This is a genomic window from Streptomyces sp. NPDC005070 (genome assembly GCF_053600395.1).
Window position 1 is genome coordinate 26,207 of record NZ_JBSFZS010000048.1, and the last position, 19,814, is coordinate 46,020.

General features: G+C 68.0%; 13 protein-coding genes. 3 read left to right on the forward strand and 10 right to left on the reverse strand.

Features of this window, described 5'->3' with window-relative positions; all coding sequences use genetic code 11:
- Window positions 1-24: 24 nt before the first annotated feature.
- Entirely contained in the window at window positions 25-1,041 is a 1,017-nt protein-coding gene (locus ACWEBX_RS18395; protein ID WP_451885873.1) for a hypothetical protein, read from the reverse strand.
- Window positions 1,042-1,319: 278 nt separating this feature from the next.
- On the opposite strand from ACWEBX_RS18395, the gene ACWEBX_RS18400 reads away from it, so the two are divergent.
- Together ACWEBX_RS18400 and ACWEBX_RS18405 are read left to right on the forward strand one after the other, a co-directional pair.
- Window positions 1,320-2,786, forward strand: a complete 1,467-nt coding sequence (locus ACWEBX_RS18400; RefSeq protein WP_451885874.1) for a LamG domain-containing protein — start codon at window positions 1,320-1,322, stop codon at window positions 2,784-2,786.
- A gap of 49 nt (window positions 2,787-2,835) precedes the next feature.
- Window positions 2,836-3,228 (forward strand): NTP pyrophosphohydrolase, encoded by a 393-nt coding sequence (locus ACWEBX_RS18405; RefSeq protein ID WP_451885875.1) that lies wholly within the window; start codon window positions 2,836-2,838, stop codon window positions 3,226-3,228.
- Window positions 3,229-3,365: 137 nt separating this feature from the next.
- Here the strand turns inward: ACWEBX_RS18405 and ACWEBX_RS18410 are convergent, their stop codons facing one another.
- The 9 genes from ACWEBX_RS18410 to ngcE all read right to left on the reverse strand — a co-directional run bounded on the left by ACWEBX_RS18410 (window position 3,366) and on the right by ngcE (window position 15,497).
- Window positions 3,366-4,889 (reverse strand): amino acid permease, encoded by a 1,524-nt coding sequence (locus tag ACWEBX_RS18410; protein ID WP_451885876.1) that lies wholly within the window; start codon window positions 4,887-4,889, stop codon window positions 3,366-3,368.
- A 147-nt stretch (window positions 4,890-5,036) separates the two neighbouring features.
- Entirely contained in the window at window positions 5,037-6,968 is a 1,932-nt protein-coding gene (gene dxs, locus ACWEBX_RS18415) for a 1-deoxy-D-xylulose-5-phosphate synthase (RefSeq protein ID WP_451885877.1), read from the reverse strand.
- A gap of 228 nt (window positions 6,969-7,196) precedes the next feature.
- Complete coding sequence (locus ACWEBX_RS18420; protein ID WP_451885878.1) at window positions 7,197-8,486, reverse strand: sugar ABC transporter permease; 1,290 nt, start codon at window positions 8,484-8,486, stop codon at window positions 7,197-7,199.
- Complete coding sequence (locus tag ACWEBX_RS18425; protein ID WP_037621840.1) at window positions 8,483-9,271, reverse strand: ATP-binding cassette domain-containing protein; 789 nt, start codon at window positions 9,269-9,271, stop codon at window positions 8,483-8,485. The genes ACWEBX_RS18420 and ACWEBX_RS18425 overlap by 4 nt, the downstream gene beginning before the upstream one ends.
- Before the next feature lie 178 nt (window positions 9,272-9,449).
- Window positions 9,450-10,550 carry a substrate-binding domain-containing protein gene (locus ACWEBX_RS18430; RefSeq protein ID WP_451885892.1) on the reverse strand — a complete coding sequence of 367 codons (1,101 nt, stop codon included), beginning with the start codon at window positions 10,548-10,550 and terminating at the stop codon, window positions 9,450-9,452.
- 132 nt (window positions 10,551-10,682) lie between these two features.
- Window positions 10,683-11,882: an ROK family transcriptional regulator gene (locus ACWEBX_RS18435; protein WP_355769267.1), complete on the reverse strand. Its 1,200-nt coding sequence runs from the start codon at window positions 11,880-11,882 to the stop codon at window positions 10,683-10,685.
- A gap of 242 nt (window positions 11,883-12,124) precedes the next feature.
- A complete protein-coding gene (locus ACWEBX_RS18440; RefSeq protein WP_451885879.1) occupies window positions 12,125-13,063 on the reverse strand; it encodes a carbohydrate ABC transporter permease in 939 nt (312 codons plus the stop codon).
- Between the two features lie 15 nt (window positions 13,064-13,078).
- Complete coding sequence (locus ACWEBX_RS18445; protein ID WP_451885880.1) at window positions 13,079-14,011, reverse strand: carbohydrate ABC transporter permease; 933 nt, start codon at window positions 14,009-14,011, stop codon at window positions 13,079-13,081.
- Between the two features lie 34 nt (window positions 14,012-14,045).
- On the reverse strand, window positions 14,046-15,497 hold the full coding sequence (gene ngcE / locus ACWEBX_RS18450) for an N-acetylglucosamine/diacetylchitobiose ABC transporter substrate-binding protein (RefSeq protein WP_451885881.1): 1,452 nt from the start codon (window positions 15,495-15,497) through the stop codon (window positions 14,046-14,048).
- Window positions 15,498-15,984: 487 nt separating this feature from the next.
- On the opposite strand from ngcE, the gene ACWEBX_RS18455 reads away from it, so the two are divergent.
- The gene (locus tag ACWEBX_RS18455; protein ID WP_451885882.1) at window positions 15,985-19,809 is read left to right on the forward strand and encodes a GH92 family glycosyl hydrolase; all 3,825 of its coding nucleotides are present in this window, start codon (window positions 15,985-15,987) and stop codon (window positions 19,807-19,809) included.
- Window positions 19,810-19,814: the final 5 nt, after the last annotated feature.

Consider the following 19,814-nt stretch of genomic DNA (forward strand, 5'->3'; position numbering starts at 1 on the left):
AGATCCCGGCCGGAGCCGTCGGCGTCAGACCACCCGCCAGGCCTCCAGGGCGATTCCTGGCTCGTCCTTGCGCCGGGTGACGCGGAGTTCGCCGGTCCCCGGGGAGAGCGTCGCGGCGACCACCCGGCCCTCCTCGTCCTCCGCCAGCGCCAGCAGGGCGTCGGCGGGGAGTTCGGACCCCGACTCGGTCCACCACGCGCCCGCCGACTCGTCCTCGGTCGGATAGGCGGCGAAGGCCACCCGGCCGCTCGCCGCCCGCTGGGCGAGCAACGTGCAGTCGTGGCCGTCGAGTTCGCAGCGGATGACGCGGACGGGGCCCGGTCCGGCCGAGGCCAGCAGGGCCACCGGCCTGGTGCCGGGACGCCAGGCGCACACATCGCCCGAGGTGTCGGTGAAGAAGAGCGTGGTCGAGTCGGCGGAGGTGGCGAGCGCCTGCAGCGTGTCCGGGCGGACCGGTGCCTCCAGCGCCTCGTCCAGGGCGGGTACTTCGCCCGCCTTCTCCTGGCGCCAGTGCAGAACGCCGCCCGGCACAGCCGCGTACAGCTCGACGCGGCCGGACATCCCGGTCACGGCCGCCAGATCCCCTTGGACGTCATGCCCCTTGAGGTCGTGCCAGGCCCCCCAGCCGCCCTTCTCCTTCTGGGCGATCATGCTGACTCCGCCGCCCTTGTTGCGGACGAAGACATGGGCGCGCCCCTGTGCGTCGACCGCGACGACGGGGTCGCCCGTCCGGTCCCCGGTGCGGTCGGGGTGACCGATCGGGTTCCAGTCGAGGGCGGCGAGGTCCGACCGGAAATGGGTCGAATGGACCAGGCCCGACTGGTTCTTGACCGTCGGGCGCCACGAGACCAGATGGGTATAGCGGTCCGGACCCTGGCCCAGGGCCAGTACCGAGTGCAGGCGCTGGTCGCCCCCCACGATGCGGGGCGGGTCCCAGGGGCCGCCGGGTCCGCGCTCCGCCCGGCAGCGGACAGTGGTCTCCGACAGCAGGTAGGCACCGAGCCTGCCGTCGCGACCGCGTATGAGCCAGTCGACGTTCACCGCTTCACCTTAATCGGGGGCGGCGCGCCCGGTGATCCGGGGCATGCCGCCCGCCGGGTCCCGCCCCTCCCCGTCAGCGGTTCACGGACGCTCGGCGCTGCGCGGCAGTCCGGCGCAGGACCCATGTCGCACCGGAACAAGTCCTGTGCGTCAAGATCACGCCGTCAGGCATCCTGTGGTTGATCACCGGGCTCGGATCCAGTCATCCGGACCCACTCGGCCGTGCCCACGGGTGCCCCCGGACGCATGCGGGCACCATCAGAACGGAGAAGACCCACATGGTAAGCAGACGTGAGCTGTTGGGCGGCATGGCACTCGCGGGGGCGGGCGCGATGACCGGCGTGGTCGGCAGCGCGGGGACCGCCGCGGCCGACGCCCCGCTGGACACCCCGTTCACTCCGGTCGCCACACCCCACCTTCTGGAAGCCGAGCGGATGGTCCACTACCAGCGGCTGCTGGCTGCCGGGCATCTGCCCCACGGCCTCTCCGGGCACTGGTCGCTGGACGGCTCCGCCGCCGACCGATCCGGTCACGACCGACCCCTCACCCTCGGCACCGGCGCGTCCTGGACCAGCCGGCGGGCCGGCGGCGAACTCACGCTCGACGGAACCCCGGCGGGATACGGAGCCACTTCCTCCGTCCTCGACACCACAGCTCCCTTCGCCGTCTCCGCCTGGGTCTGTCTGGCGGCCGACGCCGCGGCTGACAACATGTACACGGCAGTCAGCCAGGACGGCACAAGCTGCAGCCGCTTCCTGCTTCAGTACGACGACACCGCCCGGGCCTGGGCGTTCAAGGTGCGAACCGAGGATCAGGGCATCAAGATCTCCGCCCTGGCGACCACAGCCCCCACACCGGGCGCCTGGACCCACCTGACCGGGGTGTGGGACGGCAACCGCGTCCACCTGTACGTGAACGGCGTGCTGGAGGGAAGCGCGGACGCAACCGTGTCCTGGGCATCGCCCCAGGGCCTCAACGTCGGCAGGGCCCGCTGGGACGGCTCTTACGTCAACCGTTTCAAGGGGGCGATCGACGACGTCCGCGCGTACAGCCGTGCCCTGAGCGCCGACGAGGTCTCCCTCATCAGCGGCCGCACCGCTCGGCTCAACAACGTCTATCTGGTCGGCTCCCCCTCCACGGTCACCTGGGGTACGCCCGACGACCTGCCGAGCTGGATCGCACAGGCCCGCTGCTCCTCCTTCCTCACCTGGGTGCTGAAGCACACCTACAGTTGGGCCACCGACGACTACTTCTCCCAGTACTTCCACGACCGGATCCCGGAGGCTGCCGACTATCGGAATGCCTTCTCCGACGGCACCGCCGGTCCGCGGTTTCAGCGGATCCGGAAGGTCACCGATCTCCAGCCCGGGGATCTGATCGCGGTGGACTATCAGAGTCAAGTCGACGGCAGTACCGGCCATATCGTGATGGTCCGGGCAGTCAAGGGCGTTTTCACCGGAGTCGCGGACTTCGCGGGCGAGACCCAGTACGCCGTCGAGGTCGTCGACTGCACGTCCGACCCGCACGGCGTGTACGCACTGACCAACTACCCCAAATACCCCGACACTCGTATGGTCGGCGCCGAGCAGGCAGACCAGTTGGAAGGCGTCGGCATCGGGCACATGATGTTCTACGGATCGAATACCACAGGCGAGTTCTCTCGCTACCGGTGGAGCGTCAACACGGCCAAGGAGAACGCGCGCCCTGTGAGCTCCTGGCCGATAGCCGCGGCCCGCGTCGTCTGACCGGACGAGGCCGCCGAACGAACCGACGACTCTCCGGCAGAGTGAGGACATGACGACTCCGGAGGAACAGGCGACGCTGGTCGTCGTGGACGGCGCCAATGTGGTGGGCTCCGTGCCGGACGGCTGGTGGCGGGACCGCCGCGGCGCCGCCGAGCGGCTCAGGGACGGCCTGGTGGAGGTGGCCCGGCGGGGTCTGCCAGGCCACCCCGGTCCGTTGGAGATCGTGCTGGTGGTGGAGGGCGCGGCGCGCGGGGTGGACTCGGTCCCCGGGGTGCGGGTCGACGAGGCGCCGGGCAGTGGCGACGACCGCATGGTGGAGCTGGTGGCCGAGGCGCGGGACCGCCCGCGTCTCGTGGTCACGGCCGACCGCGAACTGCGCCGACGGGTCACCAGCCTGGGCGCCGAGGTCGCGGGCCCGCGCACCGTACGCCCCCACCCCTGACACGGGCCCCGGGGACGCCGGGCGGCCGGGAGCGGGCGCGCGTCGGCGGGCTCGGGCCCGACGGGTACCGACGTGCGGCGGCCCCGTGCCGGGTGGCCGGGTGCCGGGCACGGGGCCGGTGAGCGGGTGACGGGCGGTCAGCCGGCCGTGCCGCCGGGCGGGTTCCGGGTGCCCTGCGGGCCGGTCTCCTCGCGACGCCCCAGGAGGCTGTGCCTCCGTCCGTACAGGAAGTACACGACGATGCCGATCACCATCCAGATCGCGAACCGCAGCCAGGTCTCCGCCGGCAGGTTCAGCATCAGCCACAGCGTCGCGAGCACCGACAGGATCGGCACCCAGGGCACCAGCGGGGTGCGGAAGGAGCGGGGCAGGTCGGGGCGGGTGCGGCGGAGGACGACGACGCCCACCGCGACCACGATGAAGGCGAAGAGCGTGCCGATGTTGACCAGTTCGGCGAGCTCGCTGAGGGTGGTGAAGCCCGCGAGGATCGCGATGATGACACCGAGCAGGATGGTGGGCCGGTGCGGGGTCCGGAACTTCGGGTGGACGCGGGAGAAGAACCGCGGCAGCAGCCCGTCGCGGCTCATCGCGAAGAAGACGCGGGTCTGGCCGAGCAGCAGGATCATGCAGACCGTGGTGAGTCCGACGGCGGCGCCGAAGCTGATGACGCCCGCGAACCAGGGATGTCCGGTCGCCTTGAACGCGTCGGCGAGCGGTGCGTCGATGGACAGTTCGGTGTACTTCTGCATGCCGGTGACCACGATCGACACCAGGACGTAGAGCGCGGTGCAGATGAAGAGCGAACCGAGGATGCCGCGCGGCATGTCCCGCTGCGGGTTCTTGGTCTCCTCGGCGGCCGTCGCGACCACGTCGAAGCCGATGAAGGCGAAGAACACGACGGAGGCCGCGGTGAAGATGCCCATCACGCCGAAGTTGGTCGGCGCCCAGCCGAACATGATCTGGATCAGCGGCGACTTGATGCCGCTGCCCGCCTCCACGTTCTGCGCCGGCGGGATGAACGGCGAGTAGTTCTTGCCCTCGATGAAGAAGGCGCCCGCGATGATCACGATCAGGACGACGGTGACCTTGATCGCCACGACCACCGTGGTGATCCGGGCGGAGAGCTTCACGCCGACGACGAGGATGGCCGTGAGCACCAGCACCAGCGCGGATGCGAGGATGTCGAAGCCGAATCCGTGCGCGCCGTCGCGGCCGCCGAGCGAGTCGGGAAGGTGCCAGCCCGCGTTGTCCATCAGCGAGCGCACGTAGCCGGACCAGCCGACCGCCACCACCGCCGTGCCGAGCGCGAACTCCAGGACCAGGTCCCAGCCGATGATCCAGGCGGGCAGCTCGCCCAGGGAGGCGTACGAGAAGGTGTACGCGGATCCCGCGACCGGGACCGTGGAGGCGAACTCCGCGTAGCACAGGGCCGCCAGTCCGCAGGCGACACCCGCGGCGACGAAGGCCAGCGAGACACCGGGTCCCGCGTTCTCCTTGGCCACCTTGCCGGTGAGGACGAAGATGCCGGTGCCGATGATGACGCCGACGCCGAACACGGTGAGGTCCAGAGCGGACAGCGACTTCTTGAGCGCGTGCTCCGGCTCCTCGGTGTCCAAGATCGATTGTTCGACCCTTTTCGTCCTGAAGAGGGTGTTGCTCACGGACGTACCTCCCACGCTTGTCGTCCTCGACATGATCGAGAGGGCAGGTAGCACGTATGCCCCGACGCGGCGCGCATCACGCGGATGGGCCGGTTCCACCACCCGTACAGGGTGCTGGAACCGGCCCATCGGCCGTGTGGGGATGCGTCAGTCGCGCGCGGGCTGTACGGCGTCCACGGCCTGCGCGGCGCTGCTCTCGAAACGGCCGTCGAGCTTGGCGACGAGACCGGTGACCTGCCGGGCGATGTCCGGCGCGGTCAGCCCGATCTCGGCCATGACCTCGGCGCGGGAGGCGTGGTCGAGGAAGCGCGGCGGAATGCCGAAGTCGCGCAGCGGGATGTCGACGCCCGCGTCGCGCAGGGCCTGCGCGACGGCCGAGCCGACACCGCCCACCCGGGAGTTGTCCTCGACGGTGACGACCACGCGGTGCTGCTCGGCGAGCGGCGCCATGGCCTCGTCCACCGGCTTGACCCAGCGCGGGTCCACGACGGTGGTGGAGATGCCCTGACGGTCCAGCAGAGCGGCGATCTCCAGGCACATCGGGGCGAGCGCGCCGACGGAGACCAGCAGCACGTCGGGCGCGTCGGTGCCGGGCTCCCGCAGGACGTCCATGCCGCCGATCCGGCCCAGGGCGGGGACGGCCGGGCCGACCGCGCCCTTGGAGAAGCGCACCACGGTGGGCGCGTCCTTCACCTCGACGGCTTCGCGGAGCTGGGCACGGACCTGGTCGGCGTCGCGCGGCGCGGCGAGCCTGAGGCCCGGGACGACCTGGAGGATGGACATGTCCCACATGCCGTTGTGCGAGGCGCCGTCGGTGCCGGTGACACCAGCGCGGTCCAGGACGAAGGTGACACCGCACTTGTGCAGGGCCACGTCCATCAGGACCTGGTCGAAGGCGCGGTTCAGGAAGGTCGCGTAGACGGCGAAGACGGGGTGCAGTCCGCCGGTGGCGAGGCCGGCCGCGGAGACGGCGGCGTGCTGCTCGGCGATGCCGACGTCGTAGACCCGCTTGGGGAACGCCTTGGCGAACCGGTCGAGGCCGACCGGCTGGAGCATCGCGGCGGTGATCGCGACGATGTCCTCGCGCTCCTTGCCGAGCGCCACCATCTCCGCGCCGAAAACGGAGGTCCAGTCGGCGCCGGAGGAGGCGATCGGCAGGCCCGTGTCCGGGTGGATCTTGCCGACGGCGTGGAAGCGGTCCGCCTCGTCCTGGAGCGCGGGCTGGTAGCCGCGGCCCTTCTCGGTGAGGCAGTGCACGATGACCGGGCCGCCGAAGCGCTTCGCGCGGGCCAGGGCCGATTCCAGGGCCTCGATGTCGTGGCCGTCGATCGGGCCGACGTACTTCAGGCCGAGGTCCTCGAACATGCCCTGCGGGGCGATGAAGTCCTTCAGGCCCTTCTTCGCGCCGTGCAGGGTCTCGTAGAGCGGCTTGCCGACGACCGGCGTGCGCTCCAGGAGGTCCTTGCCGCGGGCCAGGAAGCGCTCGTAGCCGTCGGTGGTGCGCAGGGTCGCCAGGTGGTTCGCGAGGCCGCCGATGGTCGGCGCGTACGAACGCTCGTTGTCGTTGACGACGATGATCAGCGGGCGGTCCTTGGCATCGGCGATGTTGTTCAGCGCCTCCCAGGCCATGCCGCCGGTGAGCGCGCCGTCACCGATGACGGCGACCACGTGGTCGTTCCTGCCGAGGACCTCGTTCGCCTTCGCGAGTCCGTCGGCCCAGCCGAGGACCGTCGAGGCGTGCGAGTTCTCGATGACGTCGTGCTCGGACTCCGCCTGCGCGGGGTAGCCGGACAGACCGCCCTTCATCTTCAGCCGGGAGAAGTCCTGCCGGCCGGTGAGCAGCTTGTGGACGTAGGACTGGTGGCCCGTGTCCCACAGCACTCTGTCCTTCGGTGACTCGAAGACGCGGTGCAGGGCGATGGTCAGCTCCACGACACCGAGGTTGGGGCCGAGGTGGCCACCGGTCTTGGAGACCGCGTCGACGAGGAAGGTCCGGATCTCCCCTGCCAGCTGGTCGAGCTGCTCCAGGGTCAGCCGGTCCAGATCGCGCGGTCCCGTGATGCGGGTCAGCAGCGCCACCCGTGCCTCCTTGCAGTGATCGAGCTGTTGCCGGGTTCGTCGAGTCTAATGTTCCGTCTTTTCGGGCGCGGGCCGGGCCTGGCGATCCACGCCACACGAACGGCCCAACCGGACGGAACACGCGTTCCCGTCCGGACGTGGCTGCGTCCGGCGCCTCGACGGGCACCGGACGTGACTGTGCCCGGCGCCGCCATTGGCGCCGGGCACAGGCCTGGGTGGGTGAGAACCCTACGCGCGACCCGCGGTCTTCTGGGTCTTGCGGGTGACGGCGTCGATGACGACCGTGGCGAGCAGAACGCCACCGGTGATCATGTACTGGACCGGCGAGGCGATGCCCTGCAGGGCCAGACCGTACTGGATGGAGACGATCACCAGAACACCCAGCAGGGCGTTCCAGGTGCGGCCACGGCCACCGAAGAGGCTGGTGCCACCGATGACGGCCGCCGCGATGGCGTTCATCAGGAGGTCACCGGCGCCCGCGCCCTGGTTGGCGGAGGCGATCTTCGAGGCGATGAACAGACCGCCGACGGCGGCGAAGGTGCCGGAGATCGAGAAGACCGAGATCCGGATCAGCTCGACGTTGATACCGGCACGGCGGGAGGCCTCGACGCTGCCACCGAGCGCGAAGATCTTCCGGCCGAACGAGGTACGGCGCAGCACGAAGTCCGTGACCAGCAGGACCGCGAGGAAGATCACCACGGCGAGCGGCAGGCCCTTGTACTGGTTGTACATGATCGCCACGCCGAAGCTGAGGATACCCAGCAGCACCGTGCGGGCGATGGTCTCGCTCACCGGGCGGGACGGCACACCGGCCGCCTCGCGGCGCTTGTTGCCGAGGTACGAGCTGAGGAAGAACCCGGCGGTCACGACGACCGCGAGCACGTAGGCGGCGGCGACATCGGTGAAGTAGTAGCTGGTCAGCTTGGCGACGACGCCCTCGCTGTCCAGGTTGATGGTGCCGTTGCTGCCGAGGATCTGGAGCATGAGGCCGTTCCAGAACAGCAGACCCGCCAGGGTGACGGCGAAGGCCGGCACACCGATGCGCGCGAAGACGAAGCCCTGGATCGCACCGGCGGCCGTGCCGGTGAGGATGGCCAGGACGAACGCCAGCCATTCGTTCATGCCGTGCGTGACGCTGAGCACGGCGAACGTGGCTCCGGCCAGACCGGAGAGCGAACCGACCGACAGGTCGATCTCACCGAGCAGCAGCACGAAGACGATGCCGACCGCGATCATGCCCGTGCCGACCATGGCGACGGAGATGTCGGAGATGTTGCCCGCGGTGAGGAAGTTCTCGTTCAGGCTCGCGAAGATCGCCCAGATGACGATCAGGCCGATGACGACCGGGATGGAACCCAGGTCACCGGACTTCATCTTGCGCTTGAACTCGCCGACGTAGCCGGCGAGGCCCTGCTCGCGGACGAGCAGGCGCGGGTCGACGGCGGTGACCGCCTTGGCGGCCGCCTCGGGGTTCGCCACGTCGTGGGAACCGGTCTCAGAAGTCTTGTCGATGCTCACTTCTGAGCCTCCCCGCTGCGCGCCGCACGACGGGTCACGGCGTTCTCCGTGGCGCCCGTGATGGCGGAAATGATCTCTTCCTGGGAGGTCGACTTGACCTCGAAGATGCCGTTGTTGCGTCCGAGACGCAGAACGGCGACCTTGTCGGCCACGGCCTTGACGTCAGCCATGTTGTGGCTGATGAGGATCACGGCGTGACCCCGCTCGCGCAGCCGCTCGACCAGGTCGAGGACCTGGGCGGTCTGCTCGACGCCGAGGGCCGCGGTGGGCTCGTCGAGGATGACGAGCTTGGGCTCACCGAGCATCGAACGGGCGATCGCCACGGTCTGGCGCTGACCGCCGGAGAGCGAGGCGATCGGGATGCGGACGCTGGGGATGCGGATGGACAGCGTGTCCAGCAGCTCGCGGGAGCGGCGCTCCATCTCGACCTCGTCCAGGACACCGCGCTTCTTGAGCTCGCGTCCCAGGTAGAGGTTCCCCACGACGTCGATGTTGTCGCAGAGCGCGAGGTCCTGGTAGACCGTCGCGATGCCCAGGTTCTGGGCGTCGTGCGGGCGGTTGATCTGAACGGCCTTGCCGTCCCATTCGATGGAGCCCTCATCGATGGGGTGCACGCCGGCGATCGTCTTGACCAGCGTGGACTTTCCGGCGCCGTTGTCGCCCACCAGGGCGACCACTTCACCGGCGTGGACTTCAAGCTCTACATCGGTGAGCGCCTGGACGGCACCGAATCGCTTGGAGACCCCGCGCAACGCCAGAACAGGCGTAGCGGACACGTGAACCATCTCCTTCGCCGCCTGACCCGGCGGGAGGTTGTGCAGAAGTTTGCGGTGGGGTTCCGTCCGGTGCCCCGCTTAGCTTGCGGGGCTGTTGGATGCGGGGCACCGGAGGAGCTTTGGATCAACGAGTCACGTACGGGAATTCAGCGGCGAATTCCCGTACGCGTGGACGACTCGCGGCTGATTACTGCAGGCCGGCCTTCTTGCAGGCCGCGGCGTAGGCCGGGGTGCAGATGTCGTTGACCGTGTACAGGCCGTCCTTGACGACGGTGTCCTTGATGTTGTCCTTGGTCAGCGAGGTGACCGGGACCAGCACGGACGGGATCTGCTTGTCGGTCGGGCTGTCGACCTTGTCCTTGGCGACGGAGTCGAGCGACTTGCCCTGGGCGAGCGCGACGGCCAGCTCGGCGGCCGCGTCGGCCTCCGGGGCGTACGGCTTGTAGACGCTCATGAACTGCTCACCCGCGAGGATGCGCTGCACACCGGCGAGCTCGGCGTCCTGGCCCGTGACCGGGACCTTGATGCCGGCGGCCTTCAGCGCGGTGATGATACCGCCGGCCATGCCGTCGTTCGCGGAGTAGACACCGACGATGTTCTTCTTGCCGAGGGCCGAGATCGCCGCCTCCATGTTGGCGTTGGCGTTCTCCGGCTTCCACTCCTTGGTGTCGTACTCCTTGCCGACGTTCACCTTGCCGTCGAGCACCTCGTGGGCGCCGGCCTTGAACTGAGCGGCGTTCGGGTCGGTGACCGAACCGTTCATCATGACGATCTTGCCGGACTTGGCCTTGGAGCCGAGCGCGGTGAGGAGCGCCTCACCCTGCGTCTTGCCGACCGTCTTGTTGTCGAACGAGGTGTAGGCCGAGATGGGGCCCTGCGCGAGGCGGTCGTAGGCCACGACCGGGATGCCGGCGTCCTTGGCCTTCTGGACCGAGCTCTTGATCGCGGCGGCGTCCACAGCGTCAACGATCAGCACGTCCACCTTGTTGGTGATCATCGTGTCGACCTGCTGGTTCTGGGTGCTCGCGTCCTGCTTGGCGTTCGCGTAGACGACCGTGCCCTTGTTGTTCGTGAGCTCCGCGACCTTCTTCTCGATCAGCGGCTTGTCGAACTTCTCGTAGCGGGCCGTCTGGTTCTCCGGAAGGAGCAGACCGACCTTGATCGCGTCGCCCTTCTTGGCGGAGCTGGCGGAGCTGTCGCTCCCGCCACCGGACTCCTTCGCGCTGCCACAGGCGGCGAGAGAGACAGCCATTGCACCAGCGGCAACGGCAACGGCGGCACGACGCATCTGCGTGTTCATTCCTAAACCTCCCTGACGAGGCCGCGTCGTTGCGGCCGAGGTGGACTGGAGTCAACTCGGCCACACGTGCGACGTCAAGAAGTAAATACTTAACGAGATGGCAACGGTGCCATGCGTTCTCTAAGTGAAGACAGGAGTACCGGCCGACAGAGAACCGTCCAAAAGGGTCGAATCGCCCATCTCGCTGAGTGCGAGAGCAAGCGCTCCGAGCACCTCCGCACGGCCCCCAAGTGCCCCTGGCAACACCGAGAGTTGACGTGCGGCGCTGGGGATCGCGTAGCGGCCGACAGACTCCCTTATGGGCCCGAGAACGAGCTCGCCGGCCTCGGCGAGATCGCCGCCGAGGACCACCCGACTCGGGTTCAGCAAATTGCAGAGGTTCGCGACTCCACTGCCGATGTGGCGGCCGACGTCGGCGATCACCCGACGGCAGCCCGGATCTCCGTCCCGCGCCAGCCTGACCACGCCCTCCATGGTCAGATCGGTACCGTGACTGGACTGGAGCAGCGGCAGCACATAACGCGCCGCCGCGAACGTCTCCAGGCAGCCGCGGTTGCCGCAACGGCAGACGGGGCCGGATTCATCAAGTGTAATATGCCCGATTTCTCCCGCTGTGCCACCCGGGCCGCGGTAGATCTTGCCCTCGATGACCAGGCCGGCGCCGACACCGCTGGCGACCTTGATGTAGGCGAGGTCCCGGACCCCGCGACCGCTGCCCCAGACCATCTCGCCGAGTGCGCCCAGATTGGCGTCGTTGTCCACCTGGACGGGCACGCCGAGCCGCCCCCGCAGCTCCTCGGCGGGCCTCGCGCCGGTCCAGCCGGGCAGGATCGAGGTGGACCCCAGGGTGCCCGACTCCACGTCGATGGGCCCCGGTACACCGAGGCCCACGCCCGCGATTTTGGAACGGTCCACACCCGTTGCTGCAATCAGGCGGCTGACCAGCTCCTCGGCCCGGTCGAAGCCCTGGGCGGCGGAGGCGTCCACGTCCAGCGGCTCGGACTCCTCGGCCAGCACCTGATGGGCCAGATTTCCGACAGCGACGCGCAAATGGGTATGCCCGAAGTCGACGCCGATGACGATGCCCGCGTCCCCGCTCAGGGACACGCTGCGCGCCCTGCGGCCTCCCGCCGAGGTGGGTGTGACCTCGACCGTTCCACCGTCCTTGAGTTCACGAACGATATTGGAAACGGTCGCGGCCGACAGGCCCGTCGCCCTCGCGATCTCCGCCTGCGTGAGCGAACCGGCGAGGCGCACCGCTCGCACGACGCGCTCCAGATTGGCTCGGTGCAGCGACGACTGCGACCCCGGAGTCTCCATCGACTCATCCACTCCTGCCCTCAGCCGGGCGGCCCCGATGCCGCCCATGTGATCTGGGTCACGTCAACGGGACCCCGGTCACTTACAAGTTGTGAACTCCAAGCTCCGCTGAACGGGTTACCGCAGTCAAGTCCTTGACGGAAATCGGGGTCGCCCAGTCATGTTCGAGTCCCGGCCCCACCCGGACACACATACGCCACCTCCGGGACGGAGGTGGCGTATGTGACGGACGGGACGATTCGTTACTTGAGTGTCGCCGAAGTGAGACCTGCCTGGACCTGGCGCTGGAACGACAGGTAGACGATCAGCATGGGGATCATGGCGATGGTCACGCCGGCGAACAGGACGGGCAGGTCGGTGGCGTAGCCCTGCTGCTGCTGGAGCTGGATGAGGCCCTGGGTCAGGACGTAGCGCTCCGGATCGGAACTGGTCTGCGGCTGCATCAGCACCGAGGGGAGGATGTACTGGTTCCACTGGCCCAGTACGTTGAAGATGCCGACGCTGAGCAGTCCGGGCTTGGCCATGGGCAGCATGACCTGGAAGAACGCCCGGGTGTGCGAGGCGCCGTCGAGCACCGCCGCCTCGAAGACCGCCGTGGGCAGCGTCCTGAAGAAGGCGTGCATGAAGAACACGGTGAACGGCAGCGAGTAGGCCACGTACACCAGGACCAGGCCTTGGTAGGTGTTCAGCATGTCGAGACGCTTGACCATGAAGAACAGTGGCACCAGGGCCAGGAAGACGGGGAACATGGCCCCGCCGACGAAGAAGAAGTAGACGATCCGGTTGCCCGGGAACTCGTAGCGGGCCAGGACGTACGCCGCCATCGCGCCGAGCAGCATGGTCAGCGGGACGGAGAACACCAGGACGATCAGGGTGTTGGCGAAGTAGTCACCGATGCCCTTGTTCCAGGCCCGGCCGAAGACGTCGAACTGCCAGTTCGAGGGCCAGCCGAGGGCCGAACCGCCGATCTGCGCGTCGGTCTTGAAGGAGCTCAGGACCAGCCAGAGCAGCGGCAGGATGATCAGGATCGCCCAGAGGGCGAGGAACCCGTGCGAGAAGACGTTGAGGGCCATGCCCTCGGTGCGCTTGTCGCCCGGCCGCGGCGGCGCCTTCCTGGCGCCTCGCTGCGGGGGTACTGCGGCGCCGTCGACCTTCGCCGGCTCCGTGATGGGTGCGCTCATAGTCGTGTCTCCCGCTCAGAACTCGATGCGCTCGCGGCGGGTGGCGCGCAGCGTGACCACGGACAGGATCAGGGTGAGAAGGAGCATCACGACGCCCATGGCACAGGCGTAGCCGCTCTTTCCGAAGTAGAGGAAGTTGCGCATCATGACGTTCGCCATGACCTCGCTGTGGTGGTCGGGACCGCCGCCGTAACCGGTGCCCTGTGTCGTGGTCGAGACGAGCACGAACATGTCCATCGCGATGATGCCGAGATAGACCCAGGCGGTCTGCACCGTGTCCCACAGCAGGGGCAGGGTGACCCGGAAGAAGGTGTGGGTGCGGCTCGCGCCGTCCAGCAGCGCAGCCTCGTAGATGTCCCGCGGGATGGACTGCATGGCGGCGGAGAACAGCACCAGATAGAAGCCGACGCCGTGCCAGACGACGACCGCCATCAGGCACCAGAGCACCAGGTTGGGCTCGTTCATCCACTCGATGGGGTTGTTGCCGTCGACCAGACCGAGCTTGATCAGCAGGCCGTTGAGCAGACCTCCGCTGTCACTGCGGTAGAGGGCTCCGAAGAGCACCGCGACGATCGCGAGTGACAGGACCTGCGGGAAGAAGTACACGATCTTGTAGAAGCGCGAGCCCGCGACGCCCTGGACACCGCCGGCGCCACCCCGCCCGCCCGCGTTCACCATGAAGGCGAAGAAGAGGGCGAGCAGGATGGTGATCACCGGGATGAACACCAGGAACAGGATGTTGTGCCAGATCGCCTGGAGGAATACGTCGTCCTGGAACAACGCCTTGTAGTTGTCCAGGCCGACGAAACTGAACGTCTGCGACTGACCCTTCCAGTCGGTGAAGGAGTAACCGATGGTCTGTAGGTAAGGCCAGATCACGAAGATCAGATACAGCGCCAAAGGTGCGAGGAGAAACCCCGCGACGAACCGGTTCTGCCCTTTTCGCATGGCATCCTGCCCCTGGTGTTCCGGGTTTACATGATCAGTCGCGGTGGTTCTTCTTGGACGCCGGGTCCTTGGCCGCCTTGTCGACCGCCGCCTGCGCCCGCTTCAGCCATTCCTTCGGCTGGATGCGCTTGGCCATCAGCTCGTTGGACGCGTTCTGGATGGAGACGTCCATCTCGCTGTACCAGTTGGGGTACAGGTAGTTGAAGGAGTTGTCGCCGGCCGCCTTGGAGGCCTCGACCGTGGACTGCGTACCGGGCCGGAGCTGCACGCCGTCGGACACACCGTCCTTGAGGATGGTGAGGGAGTTGGCCTTCTGGGCGAAGAGCGTCGACCACTCCTTGGAGAGCATGGAGCGCATGAACTCCTGGGCCTCGGCCAGGTTCGCGGCCTTCGCGGGGATGATGAACGGCTCGCCCGAGCCGGCCCGGATCGCCTCGAACGGCAGCTTGTCGCCCGGAAGGCTGGGCATCGGCATGAACTTCATGTCGAAGTCGGCCGGGGTCTGCTTGAGCTGCTCGTTCTCCAGCCAGGAGCCACAGGTGATGAACGCGGCCTTGTACTGGTTCCACCGCGTCTGCGACTCGGTGTGGGTCAGGCCGTTGGTGCCGGCCAGCAGGTAGCCCTTTTCCACGACCTCGTAGACGGCCTCGATGGCCGCCTTCGCGGCGTCGGACCCGACGAACGCCTTGGGGTCGAGGTTGTCGATCGCCTTCATGGCGTCCAGACCGCCCTGCTTGGCGATCAGGTCCATGATGGCGACGTTGATGTAGTACGGGTACTTGCCCTGGTGGGCGAGGCCGCCGATGCCCTGCGACTTGGCGTCCTTGCAGATGGCGAGGAAGTCGTCCCAGGTCTTGGGCACCTCCCAGCCCTTCTCCTTGAAGAGCTTGCCGGAGTACCACAACCCCCACACCGTGTAGATGTAGTTGAGGGCCACGACCTTGCCGCCCTGCAGGCCCGGGTCGAGCGTGCCGGGGATCAGCGTGTCGCGGACCTTCTTCGACGGGTCGTCGATGGAAGGGGCGTCGAGGACGGCGGCGAGGTCGAGGAGCTGACCGCTCTTGTAGAGCACGTCCAGCTTGATCTGCTGGGCGCCCGAGTCGTCGACGATGTCCGGCGGGTTGCCGCCGTTGAAGCGCGGCTGGAGCTTGCCGGTGATCTCCTGGGTACCGGTGTGGGCGCTCTTGCTGCCCCACTTCTTGTCGAACGCGGCTTCCCACGCCTTGGCGTAGTCGTCGCCGTAGCCGCCCTTGAAGACGACGACGTCGAGCTTGCCGTTGCCCTTCTTCACACCGAAGGGGTTGTCCTTGCTGGTCTTGCCGGTGCCCTTGTCGCCGGAGTTGTCGTCATCGCCCCCGCCGCTCGCACACGCGGACAGGAAGCTCATCGTCGGGACGGTGATCAGGCCGAGTGCGGCCGACCTCTTGATGAGGTCACGGCGGCCGACACCCTCGGGGCTGCTGTTCTCGGCGGAAGTGGATCCCATGCTCAAGTCCTCGCCTTCTCCAGGACTCAGGCGGTGAACCGGATCCTCCCCGGCACCGCGGTCAGTTCAAGCTGGGGTCGTGCGTGGGGGATTCACCAGGACGAACCGGTGTTACGTGTATGGACCACGCTCCACCGTCCCGCGAAATTCCCCCCAGGGTCCTGCCTGTCCAGAGCCAGTCGATCGACTGGCCGGACGCGACAGGTATAGTCCACTTCCCGCCAGCGGAGCAAGATCGAATGCAGGTTTGGCCGTCGGTCTTTTCCGAGTTGAGACCTCACGGAAATATGGGGCACCCCCGGACCACCCCGACGAAGATCCACACCGCGCCGGCGTCCCGCAATGAACTCAATGCACGGTTCGTCACACGGTATTCACCCCGGATGCCACACCCAACACCCTTGACAGCACTGTCAACTTGACGCCCAAATGGTCCTTGCGCATCGAAATTGACAACGTTGTCCAGGTGCAGGGAGGGTGCTCGCGCATGCAGCACAGAGCTCGGTACAGACAGAGTCCCACGCGGCGGTCCGGATGGCGCTCCCCGGCGGCACTGGGGGTGGCGGCTCTCTCCCTGTTAGCGGCCTCCCAGGGCGTCGCGGTCGCCCTGCCCGCCCAAGCGGCAAAGCCCGACCGGGAGTTCGGCTCCTCGTTCGAATCGGGCGATCCCGCCCCGGACTGGCTCAACACGGTGGACACCGCTCCCGACGGGACGAAGCGGTCCTCCGGCGTCGACGGCGGCTACAGCACCGGCATCCCCGGCAATGTGACCGACCACGTCACCGACGTGCGGGCCAGCGGCGAGAACACCGGCGCGGGCGAGGTCAAGGAGAACCTCGTCGACGGCGAGCCGAGCAGCAAGTGGCTGACCTTCGAGCCCACCGGCTGGGCGGAGTTCGACCTCGACGCGCCGGTCAAGGCGGTCACGTACGCGCTCACGTCCGCGAACGACCACGACGAACGGGACCCGCGGGACTGGACCCTCCAGGGCTCCACGGACGGCAAGGACTGGAAGACCCTCGACACCCGCTCCGGCGAATCCTTCGGCGAGCGGTTCCAGACGAAGTCGTACGACATCGAGAGTCCCGTCGAGTACCAGCACTTCCGGCTCGACGTCACGAAGAACAACGGCGGCGACATCCTGCAGATCGCCGACGTCCAGTTCTCGACGGGCCGGAGCGACGACCCGACGCCCAAGGACATGCTCTCGCTCGTGGACCGGGGGCCGAGCGGCTCGCCGACCGCGAAGGCGGGCGCGGGCTTCACCGGCAAGCGGGCCCTGCGCTACGCCGGCACCCACAAGGGTGATGGCCGGGCGTACTCGTACAACAAGGTGTTCGACGTGAACGTGGCCGTGGGGCGCGACACGGAACTGTCGTACCGGATCTTCCCCTCGATGGCGGACGGCGACCGGGACTACGACGCCACGAACGTGGCCGCGGACCTGGTGTTCACCGACGGCACCTCGCTGAGCGGTCTCGACGCCGTGGACCAGCACGGATTCACGCTGACGCCGCAGGGCCAGGGCGCCGCCAAGGTGCTCTACGTCAACCAGTGGAACAGCGTCACCTCGCGGATCGGTTCCGTCGCGGCCGGGAAGACCGTCGACCGGATCCTCCTCGCGTACGACTCGCCCAAGGGCCCCGCGAAGTTCCGCGGCTGGCTGGACGACGTCGCGCTCAGGACGGCCGCACCGCAGAAACCGGCGGCGCACCTGGCCGACTACGCGCTCACGACCCGCGGCACCAACTCCAGCGGCGGCTTCTCGCGCGGCAACAACTTCCCGGCGACGGCCGTACCGCACGGCTTCAACTTCTGGACGCCGGTGACCAACGCGGGCTCGCTGAGCTGGCTGTACGACTACGCGCGTGCAAACAACGCGGACAACCTGCCCACCATCCAGGCGTTCAGCGCGAGCCACGAGCCGAGCCCCTGGATGGGCGACCGGCAGACCTTCCAGGTGATGCCGTCGGCCTCCTCCGGTACCCCGGAAACCGGCCGCACCGCCCGCGAACTGGCCTTCAGGCACGAGAACGAGACCGCGCGGCCGTACTACTACGGCGTCACGTTCGAGAACGGTCTCAAGGCGGAGATGGCCCCGACGGATCACGCCGCCGCCCTGCGCTTCACCTATCCGGGCGACGACGCGAGCGTGATCTTCGACAACGTCACCGAGCAGGCGGGCCTGACGCTGGACACCTCGGCGGGAGTCGTCACCGGCTACTCGGACGTGAAGTCCGGGCTGTCGACCGGCGCCACCCGGCTCTTCGTCTACGGGACCTTCGACGCGCCCGTGACCGAGGGCTCCTCCAGCGGCGTCAAGGGCTATCTCAAGTTCAGGCCCGGCTCCGACCACACCGTCACCCTGCGCCTGGCCACCTCGCTCATCAGCATCGACCAGGCCAAGGACAACCTGAGCCAGGAGATCCCGGACGGCACGTCCTTCGACGCGGTCAAGAAGGGGGCGCGCAAGCAGTGGGACAGGCTGCTGGGCAAGGTCGAGGTGCAGGGCGCCACGCCGGACCAGCTCACGACGCTGTACTCCAGCATGTACCGGCTCTACCTGTACCCGAACTCCGGTTTCGAGAAGGTGGGTTCGAAGGACCAGTACGCCTCGCCGTTCTCCGCGATGCCGGGTCCCGACACCCCGACCCACACCGGGGCGAAGATCGTCGACGGCAAGGTGTACGTCAACAACGGCTTCTGGGACACCTACCGGACGACCTGGCCCGCCTACTCTTTCCTGACGCCCGGTCAGGCCGGTGAGATGGTCGACGGGTTCGTCCAGCAGTACAAGGACGGCGGCTGGACCTCGCGCTGGTCCTCGCCCGGCTACGCGGACCTGATGACCGGCACCTCCTCGGACGTGGCGTTCGCGGACGCGTACGTCAAGGGTGTCGACTTCGACGCCAAGTCGGCGTACGAGGCGGCCCTGAAGAACGCGACGGTCGTCCCGCCGACCTCCGGCGTGGGCCGCAAGGGCATGACCACCTCACCCTTCCTCGGCTACACGAGCACCTCCACGGGCGAGGGCCTGTCCTGGGCCATGGAGGGCTACGTCAACGACTACGGCATCGCCCGGATGGGCAAGGCGCTCTACGAGAAGACCGGCGAGAAGCGCTACAAGGAGGAGTCGGACTACTTCCTCAACCGCTCCCAGGACTACGTGAACCTCTTCGACTCCAAGGCCGGCTTCTTCCAGGGCCGCGACGCCAAGGGCGACTGGCGGGTCGACTCCACGAAGTACGATCCGCGCGTGTGGGGTTACGACTACACGGAGACCGACGGCTGGGGGTACGCGTTCACCGCACCGCAGGACTCGCGCGGTCTCGCCAACCTGTACGGAGGCCGCGGCGCGCTCGCGGAGAAGCTCGACACGTACTTCTCGACCCCGGAAACGGCCTCGCCGGACACCGTGGGCTCCTACGGCGGAGTCATCCACGAGATGACCGAGGCCCGGGACGTACGGATGGGCCAGTACGGCCACTCCAACCAGGTGGCCCACCACGTCACCTACATGTACGACGCGGCCGGGCAGCCCTGGAAGGCCCAGAAGAACATCCGCGAGGTCCTCTCCCGCCTCTACACCGGCAGTGAGATCGGCCAGGGCTACCACGGGGACGAGGACAACGGCGAGCAGTCGGCCTGGTACCTCTTCTCCGCGCTCGGCTTCTACCCGCTGGTGATGGGCAGCGGCGAATACGCCATCGGCTCACCGCTGTTCACCAAGGTGACCGTCCACCTGGAGAACGGCCACGACCTGGTCGTCAAGGCCCCGCGCAACAGCACGAGGAACGTGTACGTGCAGGGCGTCCGGTTCAACGGCAAGGCGTGGAAATCGACCGCGCTGCCCCACTCGCTGATCAGCCGGGGCGGAGTGCTGGAGTTCGACATGGGCTCCAAGCCGTCCTCGTGGGGCACCGGCAGGAACGCGGCACCGGCGTCGGTCACCGAGGACGACAAGGCGCCGTCGCCACGCGCGGACGCCCTGAAGGGGGACGGCGCCCTGTTCGACAACACCTCCGCCACGGACGCCCGTGTCACCTCGGTGGATCTGCCGACCGGCGCCGGGACCAAGGGAGTTCAGTACACGCTGACCTCCGGGGACCACACCAAGGCGCCGACCGGATGGACCCTGCAGGGTTCGTCGGACGGGACCACGTGGACGGACCTCGACCAGCGCTCCGGTGAGTCCTTCCCCTGGGACAGGCAGACCCGGGCGTTCACGGTCGCGACGCCCGGCTCGTACGCCCACTACCGTCTCGTCCTCGACGGCGAGTCCACCCTCGCGGAGGTGGAACTGCTGTCCTGAGTCAC